The 20,223-nt window shown below is 70.7% G+C and carries 17 protein-coding genes; all 17 read right to left on the bottom strand.

Annotated elements, in window-relative coordinates:
• Positions 1 to 40: 40 nt before the first annotated feature.
• The 17 genes from ACWCQ1_RS40805 to ACWCQ1_RS40725 all read right to left on the bottom strand — a co-directional run bounded on the left by ACWCQ1_RS40805 (position 41) and on the right by ACWCQ1_RS40725 (position 19,880).
• Positions 41 to 940, bottom strand: coding sequence for a type II secretion system F family protein (locus ACWCQ1_RS40805; protein WP_451028715.1), 900 nt, complete (start codon positions 938 to 940; stop codon positions 41 to 43).
• A complete protein-coding gene (locus ACWCQ1_RS40800) occupies positions 937 to 1,854 on the bottom strand; it encodes a type II secretion system F family protein (RefSeq protein ID WP_451028714.1) in 918 nt (305 codons plus the stop codon). Before ACWCQ1_RS40800 ends, ACWCQ1_RS40805 begins: the two co-directional genes overlap by 4 nt.
• A complete protein-coding gene (locus ACWCQ1_RS40795) occupies positions 1,851 to 3,212 on the bottom strand; it encodes a CpaF family protein (protein WP_451028713.1) in 1,362 nt (453 codons plus the stop codon). Before ACWCQ1_RS40795 ends, ACWCQ1_RS40800 begins: the two co-directional genes overlap by 4 nt.
• A gap of 235 nt (positions 3,213 to 3,447) precedes the next feature.
• Positions 3,448 to 4,350, bottom strand: coding sequence for a hypothetical protein (locus ACWCQ1_RS40790; RefSeq protein ID WP_451028712.1), 903 nt, complete (start codon positions 4,348 to 4,350; stop codon positions 3,448 to 3,450).
• Between the two features lie 2 nt (positions 4,351 to 4,352).
• Positions 4,353 to 5,060 (bottom strand): SAF domain-containing protein, encoded by a 708-nt coding sequence (locus tag ACWCQ1_RS40785; RefSeq protein ID WP_451028711.1) that lies wholly within the window; start codon positions 5,058 to 5,060, stop codon positions 4,353 to 4,355.
• A 32-nt stretch (positions 5,061 to 5,092) separates the two neighbouring features.
• Positions 5,093 to 5,983 (bottom strand): ATP/GTP-binding protein, encoded by an 891-nt coding sequence (locus ACWCQ1_RS40780; protein ID WP_451028710.1) that lies wholly within the window; start codon positions 5,981 to 5,983, stop codon positions 5,093 to 5,095.
• On the bottom strand, positions 5,941 to 6,540 hold the full coding sequence (locus ACWCQ1_RS40775; protein WP_451028709.1) for a hypothetical protein: 600 nt from the start codon (positions 6,538 to 6,540) through the stop codon (positions 5,941 to 5,943). Before ACWCQ1_RS40775 ends, ACWCQ1_RS40780 begins: the two co-directional genes overlap by 43 nt.
• A gap of 363 nt (positions 6,541 to 6,903) precedes the next feature.
• Positions 6,904 to 7,824, bottom strand: a complete 921-nt coding sequence (locus ACWCQ1_RS40770) for a replication-relaxation family protein (RefSeq protein ID WP_451028708.1) — start codon at positions 7,822 to 7,824, stop codon at positions 6,904 to 6,906.
• Positions 7,824 to 10,466, bottom strand: coding sequence for an ATP/GTP-binding protein (locus tag ACWCQ1_RS40765; RefSeq protein ID WP_451028707.1), 2,643 nt, complete (start codon positions 10,464 to 10,466; stop codon positions 7,824 to 7,826). The genes ACWCQ1_RS40770 and ACWCQ1_RS40765 overlap by 1 nt, the downstream gene beginning before the upstream one ends.
• Complete coding sequence (locus ACWCQ1_RS40760; RefSeq protein ID WP_451028706.1) at positions 10,442 to 11,080, bottom strand: hypothetical protein; 639 nt, start codon at positions 11,078 to 11,080, stop codon at positions 10,442 to 10,444. Before ACWCQ1_RS40760 ends, ACWCQ1_RS40765 begins: the two co-directional genes overlap by 25 nt.
• Complete coding sequence (locus ACWCQ1_RS40755) at positions 11,077 to 12,183, bottom strand: C40 family peptidase (RefSeq protein ID WP_451028705.1); 1,107 nt, start codon at positions 12,181 to 12,183, stop codon at positions 11,077 to 11,079. Before ACWCQ1_RS40755 ends, ACWCQ1_RS40760 begins: the two co-directional genes overlap by 4 nt.
• A 41-nt stretch (positions 12,184 to 12,224) precedes the next feature.
• The gene (locus ACWCQ1_RS40750; RefSeq protein ID WP_451028704.1) at positions 12,225 to 15,005 is read right to left on the bottom strand and encodes a hypothetical protein; all 2,781 of its coding nucleotides are present in this window, start codon (positions 15,003 to 15,005) and stop codon (positions 12,225 to 12,227) included.
• 1 nt (position 15,006) lies between these two features.
• Positions 15,007 to 15,357 (bottom strand): hypothetical protein, encoded by a 351-nt coding sequence (locus ACWCQ1_RS40745; protein ID WP_451028703.1) that lies wholly within the window; start codon positions 15,355 to 15,357, stop codon positions 15,007 to 15,009.
• Positions 15,354 to 18,047, bottom strand: coding sequence for an ATP-binding protein (locus ACWCQ1_RS40740; RefSeq protein WP_451028702.1), 2,694 nt, complete (start codon positions 18,045 to 18,047; stop codon positions 15,354 to 15,356). The genes ACWCQ1_RS40745 and ACWCQ1_RS40740 overlap by 4 nt, the downstream gene beginning before the upstream one ends.
• A complete protein-coding gene (locus ACWCQ1_RS40735) occupies positions 18,044 to 18,628 on the bottom strand; it encodes a hypothetical protein (RefSeq protein WP_451028701.1) in 585 nt (194 codons plus the stop codon). The genes ACWCQ1_RS40740 and ACWCQ1_RS40735 overlap by 4 nt, the downstream gene beginning before the upstream one ends.
• Complete coding sequence (locus tag ACWCQ1_RS40730; RefSeq protein ID WP_451028700.1) at positions 18,625 to 18,966, bottom strand: hypothetical protein; 342 nt, start codon at positions 18,964 to 18,966, stop codon at positions 18,625 to 18,627. The genes ACWCQ1_RS40735 and ACWCQ1_RS40730 overlap by 4 nt, the downstream gene beginning before the upstream one ends.
• Positions 18,963 to 19,880, bottom strand: coding sequence for a conjugal transfer protein (locus tag ACWCQ1_RS40725; RefSeq protein WP_451028699.1), 918 nt, complete (start codon positions 19,878 to 19,880; stop codon positions 18,963 to 18,965). Before ACWCQ1_RS40725 ends, ACWCQ1_RS40730 begins: the two co-directional genes overlap by 4 nt.
• Positions 19,881 to 20,223 lie beyond the last annotated feature (343 nt).

Below are 20,223 nucleotides of genomic sequence, written 5' to 3'. Positions count from 1 at the left end.
GAAGTTCACGGTGCCCTCTCGACGGCACCGGGCGGGCGGGTCAGAACGACAGGATGCGGACGAGGGCCGGTGCCATCAGGAAGACGGCCATCAGGAAGACGATGGCCAGCGACGGCACATGCATCTTCTCGGTGGCCACGTTCGCCTTCTCCTTGCGGTCCGCGAGCAGACCCCGCCGTACGACCTCGGCCTGGGACTCCAACTGGTCGTAGACGGCGGCCTGTTCCTCGCCCGCGAGGGACAAGCTGGCGGACAGTCGTGCGATGTCGGGCACTCCGAGCTCGGTGCCGAGTCCCCCGAGCGCATCCCACGGGCTGACCCCGGCCAGGCGGGCGTGCTCGACGGTGTCCCGGATCCGGACCGCGGCGCGTCCGTCGCCCGACTCCACAGCCCGGGCGAGGGCCTCGGCCGCACCGGCGTCGGAGTTACGGGCCAGGGCGACGCGCTCCAGGACCGAGGCGATGTAGTAGCGGTACTCGAGGCGGGCGTCGGTGGCCTTGTCGCGGACGTCGTCGAGGCATTTGAAGACCATGAACAGTGCGACGCCCAGCCCGGCGGCCGCCGGGACGATGAACGGCAGGGTCAGACCACCCAAGCGCAGCAGGAAAATGATCCACTGCGGGATGAGGAATCCGCCCAGCGGATACAGGGCGCAGCGGCCCAGCAGCGAGGCGGGCGCCATCTCCAGCAGGTTCAGATCCCGGGCGGGCAGCCGCGTCACGAACGCATCGGTTTCCATCAGCCGGGCGCCCACGCGCTCCGCCCACTTGGCGGACCCCTTCGCCGCCGTCCTTGTGGACGAGGTGCGCGGGGCCGGGGCGTGGGTGCGGCGCAGGACCTGGTCGAGTGGGGTCCGCTTGGGCAGCAGGCTGCGCACGGTGAGCGTGCCGCCGAGCGCGGTCAGACCGCCGAGCAGCATTCCGGGGACCGACAGACTCATGCCGCCTCACTCTCCTGTGCCTTCGCGTGTTCCTCGGCGGTGAGCAGGGTGCGCGGCTCTTCCTCCATCACGGCCATCCTGCGCAGCCACAGCAAAGACGCGACGAACAGCACGCCCAGCACCAGCAGCCCGAGCTGACCGAGGGGGGTCGCGAACGGTTCGGAGTAGCGTCCGTTGACGAGGATCACAGTGACCACGGCGATCGCGAACAAGGACACCCGTCGGGCTTCCGAGCGGGCCTTGGCACGCTCGGCATCGATGTCCCGCAGATCGGCGGCCTGCCGGGCGACCAGAGCGGCCTGCGCGGACAGCGCGCGCGCCAGGCCGGGGCCGCGGCTGGTGACGTGGTCCATGAACAACTGGGAGAGGTCGTCGCCGATGCGGCTGGCGAGGTCGTCGGCCAGACCTCGATAGGCCCATCGCGCGGGCATCCCCGCACTCAGCCGGCCGGCCAGTCGGCCCACCGGCCGCTCCAACAGGGCCGGAACCGTGTCCAGTTCGACGATCGTGGCCTCCAGCGGCTTGCCGCCGGCCCGCACGCTCGCGAGCTGCTCCAGCCACTCCGCGATCGCCTCCAGCCGGGCGACCTCCGTCCGGCCGGAACCACCGGGGTAGAGCACGAACGGCAGCCCGGCCACCACCGCGAAGGCGAGCAGCCCGTGCACGGGCCACCCGGTGATCGCCCACATCACCGTTCCTGCGACCGCGGCCCCGGCCAGCAGCAGCCGGTAGTTGTCCCGCCAGGCGGGCGGCAGGTCCTCAACGGCCCGCTGCAGACGGCCCCGCACCCGGCCGGGCCGCACGCTGCGCGTGGCCGGCCGCCAGCCGCGCAGTGCGGCGAGCAGCCCGGTCAGGCTCAAAGCCACCACCGCGCCGGCGACCATGCCGAGCGCGGACAGGTACGACTGGGTCACGCTGCACCTCCCGCCCGGCGCAGCGGCCGCCACTGCCCGTTCGGATAGTCGATCAGCCAACGCCGGTGGAAGCCCTTGCGCTCCAGCTTGCGCAGCCGGCGCTCGTTCATCGGCGTGCGGGTGGGCATGGCCCGCGGCTCGCCCCCGTCCTCGCGGGGGGCAAAGAGCTGCGACAATGCCACCCCGCCGCCTTCGCTGCGGCCGGCCGTCTCCCACACGTGGGAGACGAACCGGTGCACCTGGCCGCCCATGTCGGTCTCGTCGATCGCGTCCACGTACACGATGAGGTCGACGGCGGCCGCGATCAGCCGGTAGGCGGCCTGATCGCTCAGCCCGGCCCTGGCCAGCGGCACCATCAGCCGGTCGACCACGGCCTCGGGGTCCTTCGCGTGCAGGGTGCACATCGACCCCGCCCCGCCCGCGATCATCGCCTCCAGCATGGCTACGGCCTCATCGCCGCGGACCTCGCCGACCATGACCCTCGTTGCCTTGTAGCGCAGGGAGACGGGCACCAGGTCGGCGAGCGTGACCCGCCCGGTGGCGTCCCGTTCGCCGTTGCCCTCCCGCGTGCGGAAGGCCAGCACATGCGCGTGCCGGTCCGGGTCGTCGTGGTTCAGCCGCAGCTCCGGCTCGCTCTCCAGCGTCGCCAGCCGCTCGTGAGCGGGAACTTCGCGGCCCAGAGCCCGCATGAGGGTGGTCTTACCCGTCGCCATGTCGCCAGCGATGATGATGGACAGGCCCGCTTTCACCGCGGCCGACAGGAACGAGGCGACGATCGTGTCGACGGTGCCCCACTGCTCCAGGTCGCCGAGGGTGGCCGCTTCCGCCACATGCCGGCGGATCGCGATCGTCACGTCATCGGTCAGCAGTGTGGCGGCTACACGGGAGCCGTCCGGTAGGTCGAACTCGACCTTTCCCGTGGCGTACGACAGCAGCCGCTCGCCGTGCCCGGACGTCGCGGCCATCTGGTTGACCCACTCGACGGCCTGCGACTTGCTGGAGAACGGGGAGCGAACCCGCTCACGCGGCCTGCCGTGGGAGTCGATGAACATCCACTCGCCGTCGACCAGGACGTCCTCCACGCCCGGCCGGTCAAGGACCCGCTGCAGCGCACCCGCCAGGAAAATCAGGTTGAAGACCTCGGTGCGGACCCGCTCCAACTGCTCGCCCGACAGCGGCGGGTTCGTCAGGGACCATGCCTGAGCCCACTCCGCGACCCGGGAACGCACCCGGGCGCGCACCACCTCTTCCAGGTCCTTCTCGCCCAGCGGCACGCCGGCCTGGCGCCGCTCCTTCTTGACCTGGTCGACGTCGTCGGCGACCTGCTGCCGCAGCTTCGTTATCTCCCCCCAGGGCACAGGAAGCGCCCCGGGCAGCGCCGCTGCCGCCCCAATGTCGGCAGGCCCAGCCCCCGGCGACACCGCGGCGGGGGGACCAGGTGCCGGGGCTACCGGAGTCGCCACCGGGACAGGTCCCGGCGCGACGGCAGGCGGTGCGGGGGGCGCGGACGGGCGGGTCGCGGCGTGCTCGGACAGCAGGCCCCCCAGCCGGGTGGCCACGTTCTGTCCGTTGGTGCCGTTCGGGGTGCGCCAGTCAGCCATGCCGCACCCCCCGCTGGGCGAGCTGCTGGACGATCCGCTCCACCGCCGGAGTGGCCGCCCGTACCTGCCGCATCTGCAGGTGCAGGCGCCGCCGGTCGGCGTGTTCCCGCAGCGGCGCCATGGTGTCGCGCGCGGCCCGCATCAGACGCGAGCGCGTCACCCCGCGCGGCACCCGTCCACCGGTACGCAGATAGGCGGCCGCAGTTTCGTCCCACGGAAGGGCTGCCAGCACCGGCGCGTCCAGGCCCCGCGCGACGTCGGCGGGCCGGTAGCCCTCACCCAGGACGAGCAGGCCCAGGGCCCGGGCGCCGGACCCGTGGGTGGCGAGATCGTCCTGGAGCGCGCGCACCATCGGGTAGGCGAGCGCCTGGGATTCCTCGGTCATGCGGACCACCAGCAACACCAGGTCGGCCTCACGCAGTACGGGCGCGGGCGAGAGCACCGGGTGCAGGCGGCCGCCCTCGAGGACCATCCGCCCGCCATCGACCAGGACATCCCAGCGCAGTTGCTGGTCCGTCAGCTGCAGCACGTTCAGCAGCGTCGGCCAGGTCGACGTCAGGGAAGCGGCCTGCCTCGGATCGATCAGCCCGGGCAGCGCCACCCGGTAGTCGCTGTCGTCCAACGGCCACAGATGCTGGGCGACCTGCGGCGTGAAATCCTGCTCGGCGCTGGCGCGTTCCCAGTCTGCCTGCGGCAGCCGGTGCAGCCCGATATTCCCGTCCAGGCGTTCGTGGTGTTCCCCGCGCGGAACATCGCGCAACAGGCCGTGGCGCAACGTCCCGCCGGCCATGTCGAGTTCGGCCAGCAGCACCGGCCTGCGACTCGCCAGGGCCAGAGCTGCCGCCGAAGTGGTCACGCCGTCCGACTTCGCGGACACCAAAGCGATCAGAGCCACCGTCAGCTCCCGCTCTGGCGGGGCTGCCGTACAAGCGCGATCTGCTTGGCCGCGGCCTTAGTCGCCAGCAGGGGACCGTCCGCGGGCGCCACCACCAGGTTCACAACCAGGGCGCCAGTGGAGTCCGGGGTGCCGACCGACTTCACCGTCGCATCGATCGTGGCAGGAGGCTTGCTGCCCGTGGCCCCCGAGCCTGTGGAACCCGTGTCCGTTCCCTGGGCGGGAAGGACGACGGCGGCTACCTTGTCGCCCGGCCGGAGCTCGTCGCGCGGCACGTAGCCCCGTTTCAGTTCGACCCCGACCACCTGCTCGGTGTCTCCCAGCCCGCCGCGCGCGCTGAGCTGCGAGCGGGTGAGCAGGTCGCCGGGGTGAAGGTCAACGGCCGCGCGCTGGCCCACGATCGAGGCACGGTCGGCGGCGGGGATGGGGGACAGCCCCGGATCGTCGGCGAACGACACAACCCTCACGTCCTGGGCAGTGACCTGTTGGCCGACCGGGACATTCCGCGCGACGGCGAGAACGTCGGTCCGGTCCCCGGCCCGCGCCACGACGACCGCGCCGCCGAGCGCGCCGATCAGCGTGACCAGCGCCAGCAGGACGGGCACTGGCCACGTGCGGCCGGATCGTTTCTTTGTGCCGGTGGTGACGGGCAGGTCGGGCTGCCGCGGGGCGTCGGTGCGCGGTGCAAAGGAGGTCTGTGTGCTGTCCATCGGCCTGAAGGCCCTTCGATCTCGTGCGACGTTTAGGAGTTGACGGCCTGCGACTCGACGATGGCCACGTTTACGGAGGAGTTGCGGACCTCGGTCAGCTGGCCGTTGATCCCGTCGCCGTTCCAGTTGATGACCCAGGTCGAGGTCGCAGTGACCTTGTAGGTGCCGCCCGATGTGTCGGTCGACGGCTGGGTGTAGACGTAGCCGCAGTCCGGGGACTTCTTCAGGCCGTAGGACTTCTGGTAGACGGTGCCGGGCGTCGTGCAGGTGACTGAGGATCCGTCACCCATCGACCACACGACCTTCGCCACTTTCGCGGTGGCGGTCACTGTGACCCCGCCGGCTGTCGCCGTAGCCGTGTTCGGACCCCAGGTGGTCTGCGACTGATTGACGGCCATCCACACCGGCATTCCCACCAGGCCCTTGCCGCCGGGCTTGGGGTTGATGTTGATGTCGGGACCGAGCAATGTCATCGAGTCGACTGCCCGTTGGGCCAGGACCCGGGGGTCGACCTGAGGTGCGGGCTGCTGGCCGGCCGGCACGATGACGAAGCCGTCTGGATTGGCCTGGCCGCCGTCTGTGCATCCATAGAAGTACGCGTCGTTCTTCTTGGGGTCGGCGCCCTTCCAGCCAGGCCATGCGGCCGGCGGCTTCGGATCGACCTTCTCGTAACGGCACTTCGTCTTGCTGTTGCTGGCGTCGCTCTGCGCGCCGCCCGTCTGCCCGCGGCTTCCGCCGTTTTCCGAACCATCACTGGCGCCGACGCAGAACATCACGACGTGACAGTTGCCGGCACTCGCACCCCCTGGATCGTCGCCGGCGCGGGCGACACCCGTGGAAGCGAAGACGAGGGCGCCGGTGAGTACGGCGAGGCGTCGGGTCAGCAGGACTGATCTTGAGCGGCGAACTTCGTGACCATCCACGTCTTCCCCCACTTTTCGAGCGTTGCAGTGCTGACGTATTTGATGAGCCGCGCTGTGGGCAGCGGGACTGGCTTCTTCGAGGCTTTGTCGATCAGCGTCCAGTTCGTTGTGTCGACGCAGTCCGTGACCCTCGCCGTGCGGATCTTGCCGGCGGTTACCGTTTCGACCTGCGGATGGATCACCGGCTTGCCGGTGGCCACCTGGCCGGCCTTCCGCATCGTCGTGAGATCGTTCTCGATGTCGAACAGGGCACGCAAAGTGGTGGTCTTCTTCAGGTCGGTGCCTGTGACGGACGCCTTGCTGTAGGCCTCCGTCCGGGCGTCCCAGGACTGGGTGTACGCGGCGAGGATCTCGGCCTTCTCCGGATCAGCCGTCGAACTGGGTGATGTGGATGGTCTCCCGCCGCGGCTCTCGCTGGGGTCTGGTGACGGCGCTTTGGATCCGTCGTCGCTGCAGCTGGCGAGCGCCACCAGACTGCCCGCGAGAAGCACGGCGGTTGCGTGCCTGCGGATGCGAACAGCGGTGAGCCCCGCCCGGTTGCGTAGTGCTCGTGTCACGTGGTCTCCCCTACGACGCGGTGCGGTCGACCGCTCCCTCGGCGTCCGCGAATGCGAAGACCCAGAACTGCGGTCTGGTCCGGTTGCGGGTAATGCGTTTGCCTGATCGGAGGTTATGCATCTGCGAGTCAACTTCCCACTGAGATATTTCAGTTCGCCCGTACAACGGGGGACGTATCGGGTCACTTCCGTAACTGGGGTCCGGGTACGGGCGCTCGTTCGCTTGGTCCACCAGTCCCAATGGGGGTAAGCATCCGGTTTTCGTGGAGTGCCTCTCCGTCGATGCCGGGAAAGCAGATCTCCACCCGTCGGTTGTTCGTTCGCGCAAGCAGCGTTGAAGAGATTGTGGGTGCGGTTGGCGTGTCACAGGTTCATCCACGGGCGAGGCTCGCCTCCGGTTAGCGGCGACCACACGCGCCCGGCAGGGCCTTCTTCTTCGAGGTCCTCCAGGATTGCGGCACCAAGGGGTACCTGACGGGCCATGGTGGCCACGAGGGGGTGCTGCGCGACCATGGCCTTCAGGTCGCTGGTCCGGCCGTTGAGGGCCTGTCGGGAGGCTGAGGTCAGGACGAACAGGATCCGCGGGAAGACGGGGTACCAACGCAGCCATGTCGGCCCGGAGATCACTGCGTTCGGGCGAGGACGTCGCCTGCCGATGAGCTGCGGCTGGTAGGACCATAGGCGCGCGTAGTCGATCAGCTTCACGGCGAGGCGTTCGCTGCTCATGGTGGCGCGGTCGACTTCGACGAACGCCCGCAGCTTGCGGCGTTCTGTGCCCTCAAGGGCGGTGTAGTGCAGGACTGCGTCGGCGATCACACGTTCGCCGTCGCCGATGGCGTGGGAGACCTCCGGTGTCCAGTCCCACGGGCCGTGCTCGTCGTTGCGGCGCCGGGCGTCGGCGGCGAAGGCCAAGTGGGTGCGCAGCACCGTCAGGGTGTGGGGGGTGCGCAAGGAGGCGGCGGTGGCTGAGGTGACGGGGTAGGGCGGCCTGCCGCGCAGGGCAGGCCAGTCCCGGGTGAGGCGGGCCCCGTCGGGGGTGAGGAACCAGGCTCGGGTGCGGTTGGACTGGGGCAGCACGACGTAGTCGGCCAGACCACGGGCGCGCAGCATTTTCAGGGGGCCGGAGAGCACGAAGCGGGTCGCCTGCGGCCGCAGGAGCAGCAGGAGTTGGCTGGTGGTGGCGATGCGGTGCTGGGCGAGGGCCGCCAGTATCTGGTGGTGCAGCGGCTCTGAGGGACTGGGAGCCAGCCCGGAGGATGTGGGGTGGAACGTCTTCGCGGACATCAGGAGTACTCCTTCTTCAAGGAGACGGGCGGCTGGACGTCGGAGCTCGCGCGGGAGGGGGCGAGCTGGGTGAGGAAGGCTTCGACTCGGCCGTGTTGGGCGGTGGCCCGTGCAGTGAGCTGCCCGAGCGGTACCGCCTGGGCTGTTGCACGAGCAGCGCGCTCGAGGGACGCCGCCTGGCGGGGGCGGGCTATGCCGGCGAAGACGTCGTCGAGGTGGGGGCCGGTGATCTGAGCGGGTCCGATCCGGCGGCCGTCGACGGTCAGGGACACGTAGTGATCGAAACGCTTGAGGGTGGCGACGACATCGGGGCCAGGGGTGTCACCCCACTCTGCGGTGATGGGTGCGATCGCCGACCGGGATCCTGCTGTGGACGCCAGCGTTGAGGCGTTTTGCAGCAGGGACTGGCGTACCGGGCCAGGAAGACGGGACAGCAACTGGGTCATGCCGTGGACCTGGCACTTGTACTTGCGGAAGTCCTCGAACATCGACGCGATCGTTTCCGGGGCGGCACCGGTGAGGGTGATCAGCTCGTCGAAGTACGCGCGAAACGGCACGCGTTGGTCGGGTGCGGTGTCACGGCGGGAGCGCACGGCCCGCAGCAGGTCCCGGGCGAGCAGGGCGGTCAGCAGCCGGTCGGTGGGCCCGTTGCCGCCCGGGCACACCCACACGATCATGCGTGCGTCCATGGAGGCACGGATGTTGTAGACCCCCTCCGGCTGGCCCAGGAAGGCACGGGTGACTGGATTGGCGGCCAGGCGGGCGATCGGATTGAGGACGACGCCGTAGGCGTCCGCGGGCAGCGCAGGAAAGGTGGTGTCCCACCACGAGAGCGTCTCCTCGTCCAGCCTGTTTTCCACCGCCGCGAGCGCCACGTTGCGGAAGGAGTCGTCGGTGAGCATCGCCCGCACCTGGAAGATCGTGGCCTGGTCCTCGGGCCGTCCGGCACGGCAGGCGGCCTCATTGACGGCGACCAGGACGGTGAGGGCCGCGGTGAGGATGGCGAGCGCGCGCGGCGCCGTGGCATCGTCCCAGCCGAGAGCAGCCGCGCAGGCATCCGCGGTGGACTCCACAACCTCATGCGCCACTTGTCCTTGATGCATGCCGATCGGATTCCACGAGCTGAGCCGGGCGGTGGGCCCGTGGGCGTTGAGGTCGACCAGCGCGATGCGCTGCATGAGATGGTCGTGAGCGAGGAAGGGCACGGCGCGGGGCCAGGAGTCACCGTGGGGATCGAGGAACATCAGCCCGCCGCCGGCATGCGCCCAGCCGATCGCCTGTGCCAGAGCTCGTTCGGTCTTCCCGCCGCCCGCCTTGCCCACGCCGACCTCGAACAGGGTCTCGGCGGCATAAGTGGCCACCAGACGGCTGCGTCCGTCGGGCGTGCGGTAGGTACCTTGCAGCAGCAGATCCGGGTCGCCGAATTTGAAGGTCGGCAGGTCGCTGACCAGCAGCGGCACCCGGCAGTGCACAGTGGGCGGTTTGAGCAGGCCTACCAGCTCCTCCAGTCGCACCCAGTTGGCCCTGGGGGGCTGACAGTGCCCCAGCAGCCAGCGCCGCTCGAACGCGCCGCGGGTTGGCCAGTGATCGGCGCCGATACGCCAGGGCCCCAGCCGCCAGCCACGCATGGCCCACCGTGCTCGGCCGCCGAAGACATCGAATGCGGCCTGGAGCTGAGCGAGCCTGGCCTGTGCACGCCCCTCGACGTTGGAGGCACACATCACCAGCAGCTGCACCCGCACGAGGTGGTCGTCGTCGGCAAGCTTGCCCAGGGCCTCGGCCGGGTCGACCCGGCGGGGGACAGGAGGCATGACCAGCCGCCGTCCGGAGCCGACCACACCGGACCGTGAACCGACCAGCTGCTGCAGCTGCCAGGTCAGCGAGTCCTCGACTCCGCTGGCGTCCTGTCGCAGCCAGCGGGCCGCGCGTTGGGCCTCGCGCCGCTCCGCGCGGCGCGCGGCGCCCATCAACTGCAAACGGCGCGCCCGCAGCGCCCACTTGGGGGCCCGCTGAATGTCGAGGCGAATTTCGGCAAGGTCACCGAGTTCGGCGCGCAGGTCGGAGACGGCGTCGACAAGGGGCTGCAACGGGTCGGGCTCGAGCGGCACCTCACGCAACGGCGCGACGAGCTTGCCACGCAGAATGAACTCGGCTCGCACCACATGCTCGCGGGGCTTGTCGACGATCGGCCGGGCCGGGCCGACGGTGACGTCCGGCCCGAAGGGGGTGATGGACAACAGCCGTTGGGCACCGGCCGGGCCCTCGATGCGATAGCGCAGCGGCGTGCTGCCGTCGGCGCGCAGCCGGATCTGCACGGTCTTCGCCCGGCGCGGCGCCCACCAGGGCATGGCCGTGGAAGCACGGGCGAGCTGGACGCCGCGGCGGAAGATCTCCTCCAGGCCCGGATCAAAGTGCCGGCCGGGCACGAGCTCAAGGGCCATCCGCTCGGCTGAAGCCGTGGCCGCGAGGCGGCGTACCACCTGCTCACCTGCGCCCCAGCACACGGCGACGGCCAGGGCGAGCAGGTACCAATGCTCGTAGAGCCAGTCGACGGCATCGGCGAGTGCAGCGACCAGGCCGAGGATGTGACCAGGGGCCGTGTCATCGCCCCAGGCCATCAGGGAGGGGGCTGCGGAGTCCACGTCACTGTTCCCTTCGGTGAAGTTGTCCGGGTGAAGTGCCAGTCGGTGATGCGGCCGTCGGTGAAGGTGCCGCCGCGGTCCATGCCGGCCCACACCAGATGGACCACCGCCTTGTCCGGGCTGCCTTCGCGGCGGGCGATCGCGGCCTGGATGCGGAAGCGGGCGGTGGCGAACGCCGGCGCCACCGCCTGGCCCTCGTCGGGAAAGACGTCACGCCACGTCGCGCGGCCGATTCCGGTGGCATCCGCGCGCAGGAGCGCACGGCCGGCGGTGAGCAACTCCCGCTCCGTGGTGGCGGGAAGTTCGGCGGGCCAGGCGGCCTCCAGGGAGCGTTGGATTAACCGGTCGCCGGCCACACCCTCGCCGTGCGGCGGCAGAGGGGAGGTGAGGAGCGGCGGTGTTCCCGCCGCGGCCGTCGCGGGTGCGGCCGGGGCCAGCTTTTGTGCAGACGTGGGCGGCGTGGATGACGGAGTGGCGATCGCCTGCTCGATCCGCGGCGGCGCCGGAGCCGAGAGCTGATGACCGGGCGGCATGCCCAGCAGAACAAACCCGGCCACGGCGAGCAGGGCGGTGCTCAGCATCAGCAGACGCGGTGAGCGCGGGAGGGTGGTCATAGCAGCCGCGCTCCCCCCGCATAGCCCGACATGGCGTTGACCGCGTCCAGCCGGACGACCGTGCCAGGGCGGGCGGCGTTGATCATTTGACCGCTGCCGGCATAGACCCCTACGTGATAGATCGTGGAATCGCGGCCAGGGGCGTAGGCGTAGAAGACGAGGTCGCCCACTGTGAGCGCACTCGTGCCGAGGCTGGCGGAGATACGCCGCCCGACGCCGGCTTGCGCGGCCGCGGTGCGCGGCAGATGAATGCCGACCTTGGCGTACGCGTAGCTGGTCAGCCCCGAGCAGTCGAAGCCCTTGACCGTCATGCCGCTCTTGCCGCTGGGTGAGCAGCAGATCCCATAGGACGGGCCCTGGGCGTTGCCGCCGCCCCACGAGTAGGGCACACCACGCTGGGAGAGCGCCGCCTCGATGACGGTGCGGACCTTCCCCGAGAGGTTCTTCAGGTCCGGGTCCTGGGCGGCCGCCGTGTACTGGTCGATCCATCCCAGCACGTTGGCGACGTATTCGCTCGAGTGGTTGTACTGCCAGATCGCGGCCTGGAGCTGGTTCCGCTTGGTCAGGTCGCGGCCGCCCGAGCACAGGTAGGTTGCGGCGCCGAGCGCGGCGTCATCGGCATTATGCGGGTCGGCGACGTGGTCGCCGTTGCCGTCCTTGCCGATCGACTCCCAGGTGGAGGGCAGGAACTGGAAGGGGCCGACCGCCCGCTCACCCTGAGAGGTTCCGTCCCACTTGCCGCCGTCGGTGTCGGGGAGGGAAGTGGTGTTGCCGCCCTGGCCGGAGCCGTTGAGGAGCACCCCGTAAATCTTCGGGTGGATGTCGCCGCCTGCGGCGATGGTGCGGCCTGCCGCGTGGTTGGACTCGACCTTGGCGATCCCGGCGAGGATCGGCCAGCGCATGCCCTGACACGTCGGCACGTACTTCCCGACCTGCTGGACGGCCTTCTTGTAGGAGGTCAGCATCCGCGGCGGGATGTCCGCGGCACTGCCGTCCTCGGCGATCCCGCCGTCGTCCTGCTGGCCCGTTGTCAGCGCGACACACGCACTGATCGCATTGCCGACCGGTGCGGCGCAGCACACGGCGGCGAACAGCAGCAGCATCACCACACACCCCCACCGCGCCATCCGGCGCCCCGGCGGCCTCACTCGTTATCACCGTCCTCCGTCCTCCACCGGGCCCGCATGTCGCGCAGCGCTTCGGCCTGCCGCATCGCCTCCTGTATCTGGGCCTGGTTGCTGGGGTCTGCGGTGTCGTCACCGTCACCTGGGCGAACAGGAGGCTGCGGCCTCCCAAGATCGGAGCCAGGCATCGGCACAGGGCCGTCCCGGCGGGGGAGGGGTGCCGGGGCCGGAGTCGATGCGGGGCCAACCGCAGCCGCGGCCGGCCGTGCGGGAGCAGGGACGGAACGAGCGGAGGGCGCAGGCCCCGGCGGAGGAGCCGGGCGAGGGGGAGCAGTCTGAGCGGTCGCAGTCGGCAGACGGCGGCTGGTGAACGGACCCGGTCCGCCGCTGTCGTCGGTGTGGTCGCGGATGACCCGGGCGACGTGGCGCCCGGTGTCGCCCCAGGCGCGGCCGTCCTCGCGGACGGTGTTGGCCCATACCCGTACCTGCTGGCGGGCGTCTTGGGAGTAGCGCGAGCCCCCCGACCGTGCGCGGCGCACATTGGCCGGCAGACCGACCGTCGCTCCGTACGCTGCCCGGCCGCCCCGGTGGAGGATGCGGTAGCCGCGGAAGCGGACCAGCCGGTTGTGGGCCCGGGTCGACAGCAGGGTGCGGTCGGTGTTCTGGTCGTGCAGCACCTGGCCGGTGTCGCGGTCGATGACCTGCCCGTCCTCGTTGCGATGCCGGTCGGGCGGGCCCGAGGGCCGGCGCGGCCCGGTGCCGCCGGAACCGCCGTTTCCGCCGTCCGACGGCCCGCCCGTGTCCGGGTCGCCGTCGGCGGTGGGCTTGCGCCACTTGGCCAGCTGTTCCCGGTCCGGACGGCGTCCGATCAGCAGCCCGTACCCGCCCTTGACGCCGAGCCGTGCGCCCAGCCCGCCCACGGCCGCGGCTGCCGTCAACGGGGCAAGCCCCCGCCCGGCTTCGGCCGTGGCATCGGCGAGGACGCGGCCGGTGTCCACCGGCAGGCCCGCACCGTCGAACAGGGAGGTGAGCGCACCCATCAGCCGCTGCCGAGTCCCGAGCATCCCGAACCGGCCGCCACCTGCGCCGGTGAAGGCGCGCAAGCCCGCGCCGTATCCGCCCAACGTGGCGGGGGAGTTCATGGCGAGGGCGGCGCCGAGCTCGGAGGTGTCGCCGGGCAGGTGGGTGCCGCCGACCTTGGCGTAGCGCATCCGCATGGCCATGCGCCGACCGAAGGAAGCGATCCCGGTCAGCAGTCTGCGGTGCCCGGCCGCACCGGCGATGGCCAGGACGTCGATGAGGAGGATCCGCTCGACCATCAGGTCCGGGCCGTTGGTGATGGTGGCGTCGACGGCGATTCCGAAGAACGGAATGAACGCGCAGATCCCGACTATCGCCAGGACCGCGATCCCCCACAGCGACAGCCACTTCCACACGCTCTGGCGGGCCGGGCCGGGCAGCATGCCCGCAATGAAGGTCACACTCCCCGCCGCGGCTGCGGCGGCGCACACGCCCTGGGTGCCCAGCAGCACGATCGCGGACGACAGGAGCATGCCGCAGATGAACAGGGCGGCGATCAGCAGCAGGAATGCACCGCCGACCCGCCACCAGGTGGGCTGTTGGGCGTAGGCAGCACACGCCTTGCCCACGTCGCCGGCGTTCTTCATGTCGGCCAGGAACGCAGCGAACTCCTGGTCGTCTTGGCTGAGGACCGGATTTGCGGTGTCCAGCAGGGAACTGCCGGAGGTCAGATCAGGCAGGGCACTGCCGGTCTCCCGGGCTCGGTGATCGCCCTCGCACCACTGCTTCGCCGGGCCTTTGACAAGGCGACAGGGGTCCTTTTGCGTACTCTGCTCTTCGCAGTATCGCTGAGCCGGTTTGGCGAGGGCATCGCAGTCGGCGTCCCCGCTGCCGCTGCCGCTGCTGGAGGCGTGGTAGCCGCCGGAGACCCATTTCAGGTGCACGGCGTAGGCCTTGCGGTCGGAGGCCTTGGCGGGGTCGAGGATGCGCCCGTACTCCAGGAGCATGTACGGCTTGACGATCAGTGCGTTGGTGATCGAATCCTGCAGGGGGCGCGCGACATCCGCGGCGGACACCGGCTCTTGCGCCTCAAGCTCCTCGCACCTGATCTCGGCATTGCCGGCCATGCCGTCGCAGGGTCTCTTGCTGGCGATTTTCCCGCCCCAGGCGTAGGAGTCGACGCTCTGCTGGGCGACCTCGGCGGCGATTTGCTGGGACTGTCCCAGCGGCCCGTCCGGGCCGAGCAGGGTGTCGGGGCGGATGAGGGCGGAGGCGGCGATCGCCCCGAGGAGCAGGGTGAGGAAGATTTCACCCAGACCACGGCCCACCCGCCCGCGCACGATCATGAAACCGGCGAAGACGAACGCCCAGGCCAGCAGCAGTCCTTTGATCCCGAGGGCGTCGACGATGACGTGGCCGTAGACGTCGGCGGTCTTCTGCGCGGGCTTGGTGAGGATCTTCAGCAGCGGGAACCGGAGTGCCACCTCGATCGCCCACCCGGCCAGCCCGACCAGCAACCGGATCAGGGTGAACAGGCCCGACAGGGCGAAAGCGAGAGCCTGGCCCTTGAAATCGACGATGGAGCCGCCAGAGGCGTTCAGGTCGTACCCGTCGATCGGTACACCCTCGGACGAGTAGATGTTCAGCGGGGCAAGCAGGTCCCCGGTCTCGCTGTTGCTGCCGGCCGCGTACACGACCTGGGTGTTCACCAGGAGGAACACTCCGGTGAGCAGCACGACGAAGCCGGCCGAACGCAGCATCGCGCGGTCTGGACGCAGCACGTCAACGCCGCCCTTGCCCAGTGCTGCCGCGCAGCCGCCACACCACGAGAGCCCCCACGCCCGCACCGGCAGTCCCCAGCCTCCACGCCCCGCCGGCCACGTCCTGCCGGGCGGTTGAGGGCTTGGCCGCAGCGCCGCGCTCGCAGTAGGCCTTGGCCGGGCCCACGATCAGGGCGCAGGGATCTTGGTGTGGGGCGTCGGCGGCGAAGGCCTGTCCGATGTGCGGCCACCACGCCTGCGGCACGCCCACCCCGAGGGCGAGCACGATCGCGGCGACGACGACGGCGATCACGGTGAGGACGCTCACGACGGCGGCGACGCGCCGCGAGCGGTCCCACGACGAAGTCGTCATATGAAGGCTTCCTTAGGACGGGGCCGTACGGCCTCACCGGCAAGCGGCTCCGGCACAGAGGGGGAGACAGCGCTCGTGCGGCGTCCCGGCGTGGTGGTGATGGACGTGGTGAGCCGCTCGATGCGGGGGATGGAGACCTTGACGCGTCCGGTGTTCTGCCGCGGGCAGGTCAGCAGAAACTCGCCCTCCCGGCCCTTCTGGCCGACGGGGGAAAGGCCCGTGGTTACCAGCCGGAGCAACTCACCGTTATCCGGATCGAGGCCGACGAACTCCAGGCCCCGGCGGGCGCGTTCACGATCCGCGGTGCGGGCGAGCGCCCGGTAGGCCATCAGGCCCCGGTCGGGCCCGAGTTCCTCAGCGTCGTGCGAGCCGGCGATCAGGCCGGCGCCGTGCTTGCGGCCGTCGTGGAGGATCTCGTGGACCAGGGCGGTGCCCTCGGCGGACGAGGTCAGCCAGTACAACTCGTCCAGCACCACGGCGGTGAACCGTGCGGGGTCCTCGAACGCCGTCTGCCGGGCGAGAGCTGCGATCAGGTAGAGCACCGCCCGGCCGATCAGCGCCTCCAACGGCTGCTGATGCAGGACCTCCGGGTTGGCAAACGCGGCCTTCGGCGGCAGCTTCAGCCCCGTGGTGGTGATCACGATCATGTCGGAGGCGCTGGAGGCGTCCAGCCTGACCGGCGGCAGCGTCGGATCGAAGACCATTCTCGCCAGGGAGTTGGTGGCGACGACCCGGATGAGTCCGGTCAGCGTCGCGGCCGCGTCCTGCCGCTTGCCCACCTCACGCGTCGCCATCTCCTCGAGCACCTCAAGGACACGGTGCATGGACGGGGCGTCGCTGAGGGCGGCCTGCTCGACGGCATGGTGGAGGACCTCGCCGCTGGTGCTCATCGGGCCGATACCGAGCTGCAGGGTCAGGTAGGACAGGGCGTAGTGCCGCCCCTCCGGCCCGTCGAACATCCTTAAGGGGTCGATGGATACCTCGGCCTGCGCGGCGTCGATGATCTGGACGCGTCCGGTGGCGGCGGTGCGGGCGAAGCTCGCCCATTCGCGGACGGGGGTGCGGTCGATGCAGATCGCACAGCCACCGCGCGCCCACACCGCCTCCGCAATCAGTTTCTGCAGGACGCTCTTGCCCGCGCCGAGGTCCCCGACGATGCCCATGGAGGCGGAGGCGTCGACCTTGGGCGCATCCGCCACGTTGATCATGACGGGGCGGGTGGTGCCGCAGTCCAGGTCGATGCCGAGGAACATGCCGTTGGGGTCGCCGACCTCCGCGGCGGTGAAGGCCCCGGAGAGCGCCCAGTCTTCGGAGACCTGGTGCTGGGTGAACTCCCGCACGACACCCGGCCGTACGGTGCCGGGCAGGCCCAGAGTGAACAGGGCCTCCTGGAGGCCGGCCGGACGGACGGCCCGATAGTCGGCGCCGGCGAGCAGGGCGGCCAGGGCGCGGGCCCGGGCGTCGCAGACGGCGGCGGTCGGACCCCACACCGTCAGCACGGTCACCGATTGCACCTCGACCTCCACGCTGGTGCGGGAGAGACGGGCATCGAGCTCGCCCAGGTCGCGGGCGGCGTCGGTCAGGGAGGCGGGCATGCCGGTCGGGCGGGCGTCGTACTGGTCGGCCTGGTCGATGAGTTCGTTCTTCTTGCGCCGCACCTGGTCGCGGGCCTTCTCCGCCGGCACGAGCGTGAGGTCAACGGTGTAGTCGACAGGAAAATCGAGCAGCTCCAGCTGGGCGAACAGATCCGCGGCATCCTGGTTGATGGCGGGCGGGCACTCCGCCAGTGCCAACTGCGCCTGGTAGCCCACCCCGGTCTCGGACTCGACCTGCAGCCAGCGCCGTCCCAGCGGCGAGCCGGTGTTCACCCGCCACCAGGCGGTGCGCCCCGATCGGGTGATCCGGCCCGCGCTCTTGAGCTCGTCGACGTCGTCGAGCTCCGGGTCGATGCCGCCTTCCTGCAGGCGGACCTGGCCGAGATCGGCGTAGCTGGGGGAGCGCAGCACCCCGTCGCGGAGCTGCCCGCCGTACAGCTGGCTGGTCTCGGCCTCCGCCAGCAGCGGCTCGACGAGGCCACGGTGGAGGGCGTGTTGGATCATCCATACGATCTCCGCCGGGCGGGCCGGCCGGAAGGCGATGCCGCCGGTGAGCGCAGCCTGAACCCGCGAGGCCTGCTCGCGATACGCATTCACCTCGCGCCGGGCCACAGGCGCCGGCCGCATGCCCAGCATCGGCGCGAGTTCGGCCCAGGCCGCGCCGAGTTGCGCGGAGACCTGCAGGCCGCCGGCCGGGGTGTGTAGGGGCACGGCCAGCCACAGGGTGCGGCGGTGCATCTCCTGGTCGTCCAGCAGCCCGAGGGTGGCCTCGACGTTCTCCACCCACGGGTGCCGGCCCGCACCGGGTGCCTGCTCGGCCGGCTCGATGCCCTCGATCATGCGCAGGGCGATCTCACCCGGGTCGACCTGCGCGCACAGGCCGAACAACCGCGGCGCCCCAGACAGGGAGCGCACCAAGTGTGTGATTTTGGCGAGCTGTTCGTCGCGGGCCGCTGCGGGCACGTAGGTGCCCTGGACGGTCTCCTCACGGCGACCCTGAGCGTCCGGGCCCGGGTGCAGGCGGTAGACGGCCCACACGCTGCCTTGCGTCGACCACACCAGATGCCCGGCGATGTGACGGATCGGCACCCTCATCGCGCACCCCCACTCTGCTGGGCGAGCGCGAGCAGCTGCTGCACGCCCGACACCGGCCCTGCGGTGATCGCGGGAGCAGCCGGCGGTGTGCGGCGGGGTGCGGACGAGCGGCCTGCGGCCGGAGTCGGGTGCGGCGCCCGGGATGGACGCCGTTGAACCGCAAGGGCGGGTGCGGCGTGCACAGCGGAATGGGGAGCGGGCGCGGCCTCGATGATGAAGCCGCCGAGCAGCGGGTGCGGAGCGCGATCGCGGGCGGCCCGACCGCCGATCCGCCCCCCGCGGGGCTGCCAGAGAAGCAGCACCCAGCCCAACGCGGTCTGCATCGGGGCCCGGCCCCGGACCTTGGGACGGCGCACCATCCAGATGACCAGGCCCCACCCGACGATGGGGACCGGCCCCATCCACGACCACCAGCTGATCGTCTTGACCAGGAGGAAGCCGCCGCCGACGGCGACCGCGATCTGCGCGGGCGTGTACGGGCCGAGCGGGATCCTCCAGTCCGCGACCTTGCCCAGCACCCAGGGGTGGCGGCGGGCGGCGGTGTAGAAGCGGCTCACCCGTGCCGCGGCGGTCGCGCTCACAGCCGGCCCCCGCCGCCCGGCGAGTGGTCGCGCGAGGCCGGGAGTTCGGACCGGACGACCCCAGGAACGACGGGCGCGCCCTTGGACGGGTTCTTCACCTCGTCGGTGAACATGTTCGCCAGGTCGTTGCGCGCGTTGTACAGACCCAGCGCGATCACCATGAGGAGCAGGGCACCGATCCCCGCCTTCAGTGAGAACTTCTGGATCATGATGACGACGACGAGGCAGATCAGACCGGCCTGAAGGCCCTTCGTCGCCCACTCCTTGAACATGTTGATCCAGGAGTTGCCGAGATCGTCCAGCTGCCCGGCGAGCATCAGGTGGTGCATGGTGTTCATCGCCCGCCCCCGTCCTGGGGCGTGCCGGACTGAAGGGCGGCGACTTCCCACCGGCCGGAGCGGGCCCTGAGCGTGAGCTCGTATGCCAGCGGCCACCGGCCGGTCGCATCTCGGGCGTCCACCGAGGCGAGGACCCGCACCGTCGTGCCGTCCGCCGGGACCTTCTCGGCGGCTGCGGCCTCCTCGATGGCGGACACCTGCTGGACGGCGACCGCGGTGTAGGGGGCGGGGGAGACGGCGGTGAGGTGCACGCCGGGCGCGAGGTAGCGGCTCACGTCGCCGGTACCGGTCAGGTAGGCGGTGAGGAACTCTCCGACCGCGGACGACAGATCACCCTCGGGGACACTCACGGCGTACGGCGACTTCGCCACCGAGGCGCGGGCCGGGCCGGCCACCACGCCGGGCGAACCGATCACCGTGAACGAGGAGCCCGTGCGGTCGGAGGCCACCGGCACGGCGTAGTAGTGCACCGATCCGCTGGCGTATTGCGCAGCCACCGTCACCGTCCACGCGCCGGTGCCGCGCTGCGCACTGCGCACCGCCGTCACCGACTGAAGCGCCGATTGCGCATCGGTGGCCGGGCTGGGCAGTTCGACGTCCGGCGCCATCGACTGCGCAAGCCGCGCCTGCGCACTCGTCTCGTCGTAGGCGTCGCTGCGCAGCCACGCGCTGACGAACACTTGCGCATAGCCGCTCGGATCGGTGGCGGCCGTCGTGGTGCGCACGGCGGTGGGCTTGGCCGGGGTGGCCGCCTGGACCGTGGTCGGGGTGGAGGCGATGGCGACGGCCAGGGCGATGGGGCCGGCCGCGATGACGGTCCAGACTGCTACGCGTGAGAGGCGTACGCGGCGGCGCATCGCCTCCAGCCGGGCGCCGGGCGCCATCGGAGCAGAGGCCTCGCTGGCTGAGGCCATCGTGCCAGGGGACATGGTCAACTCCCAGGTCAGAACGGGCGTTGCTGGTGTTGCTGACCTTGAGGAAACCCGGCGACCCCGACCTGACCACGGACCATGAACCCCCGACCACGGTCACGATGGGGACACGAAGTCCGTGGTCGGGGTCATGGTCTGCCCAGACCATGACCCCGACCACGGGTCAGCCGGGCACCGGCGATAGGCCATCGGAAGCCGGCAGGGCTGCGACAGGTCCCTGCGCAGTGCGCAGACGGATCTGCGCAAGAGAAGATCAGGAGTGTCGGGGGACTGCGCAGCGCCCTGGCACAACTCGACTGCGCAGGATCCCCGGGCCGGTTGCGCA

The organism is Streptomyces sp. NPDC002144 (assembly GCF_053593695.1).
Note: the sequence above shows the minus strand (reverse complement) of the source record. Positions and strands in the feature narration are given on the sequence as shown.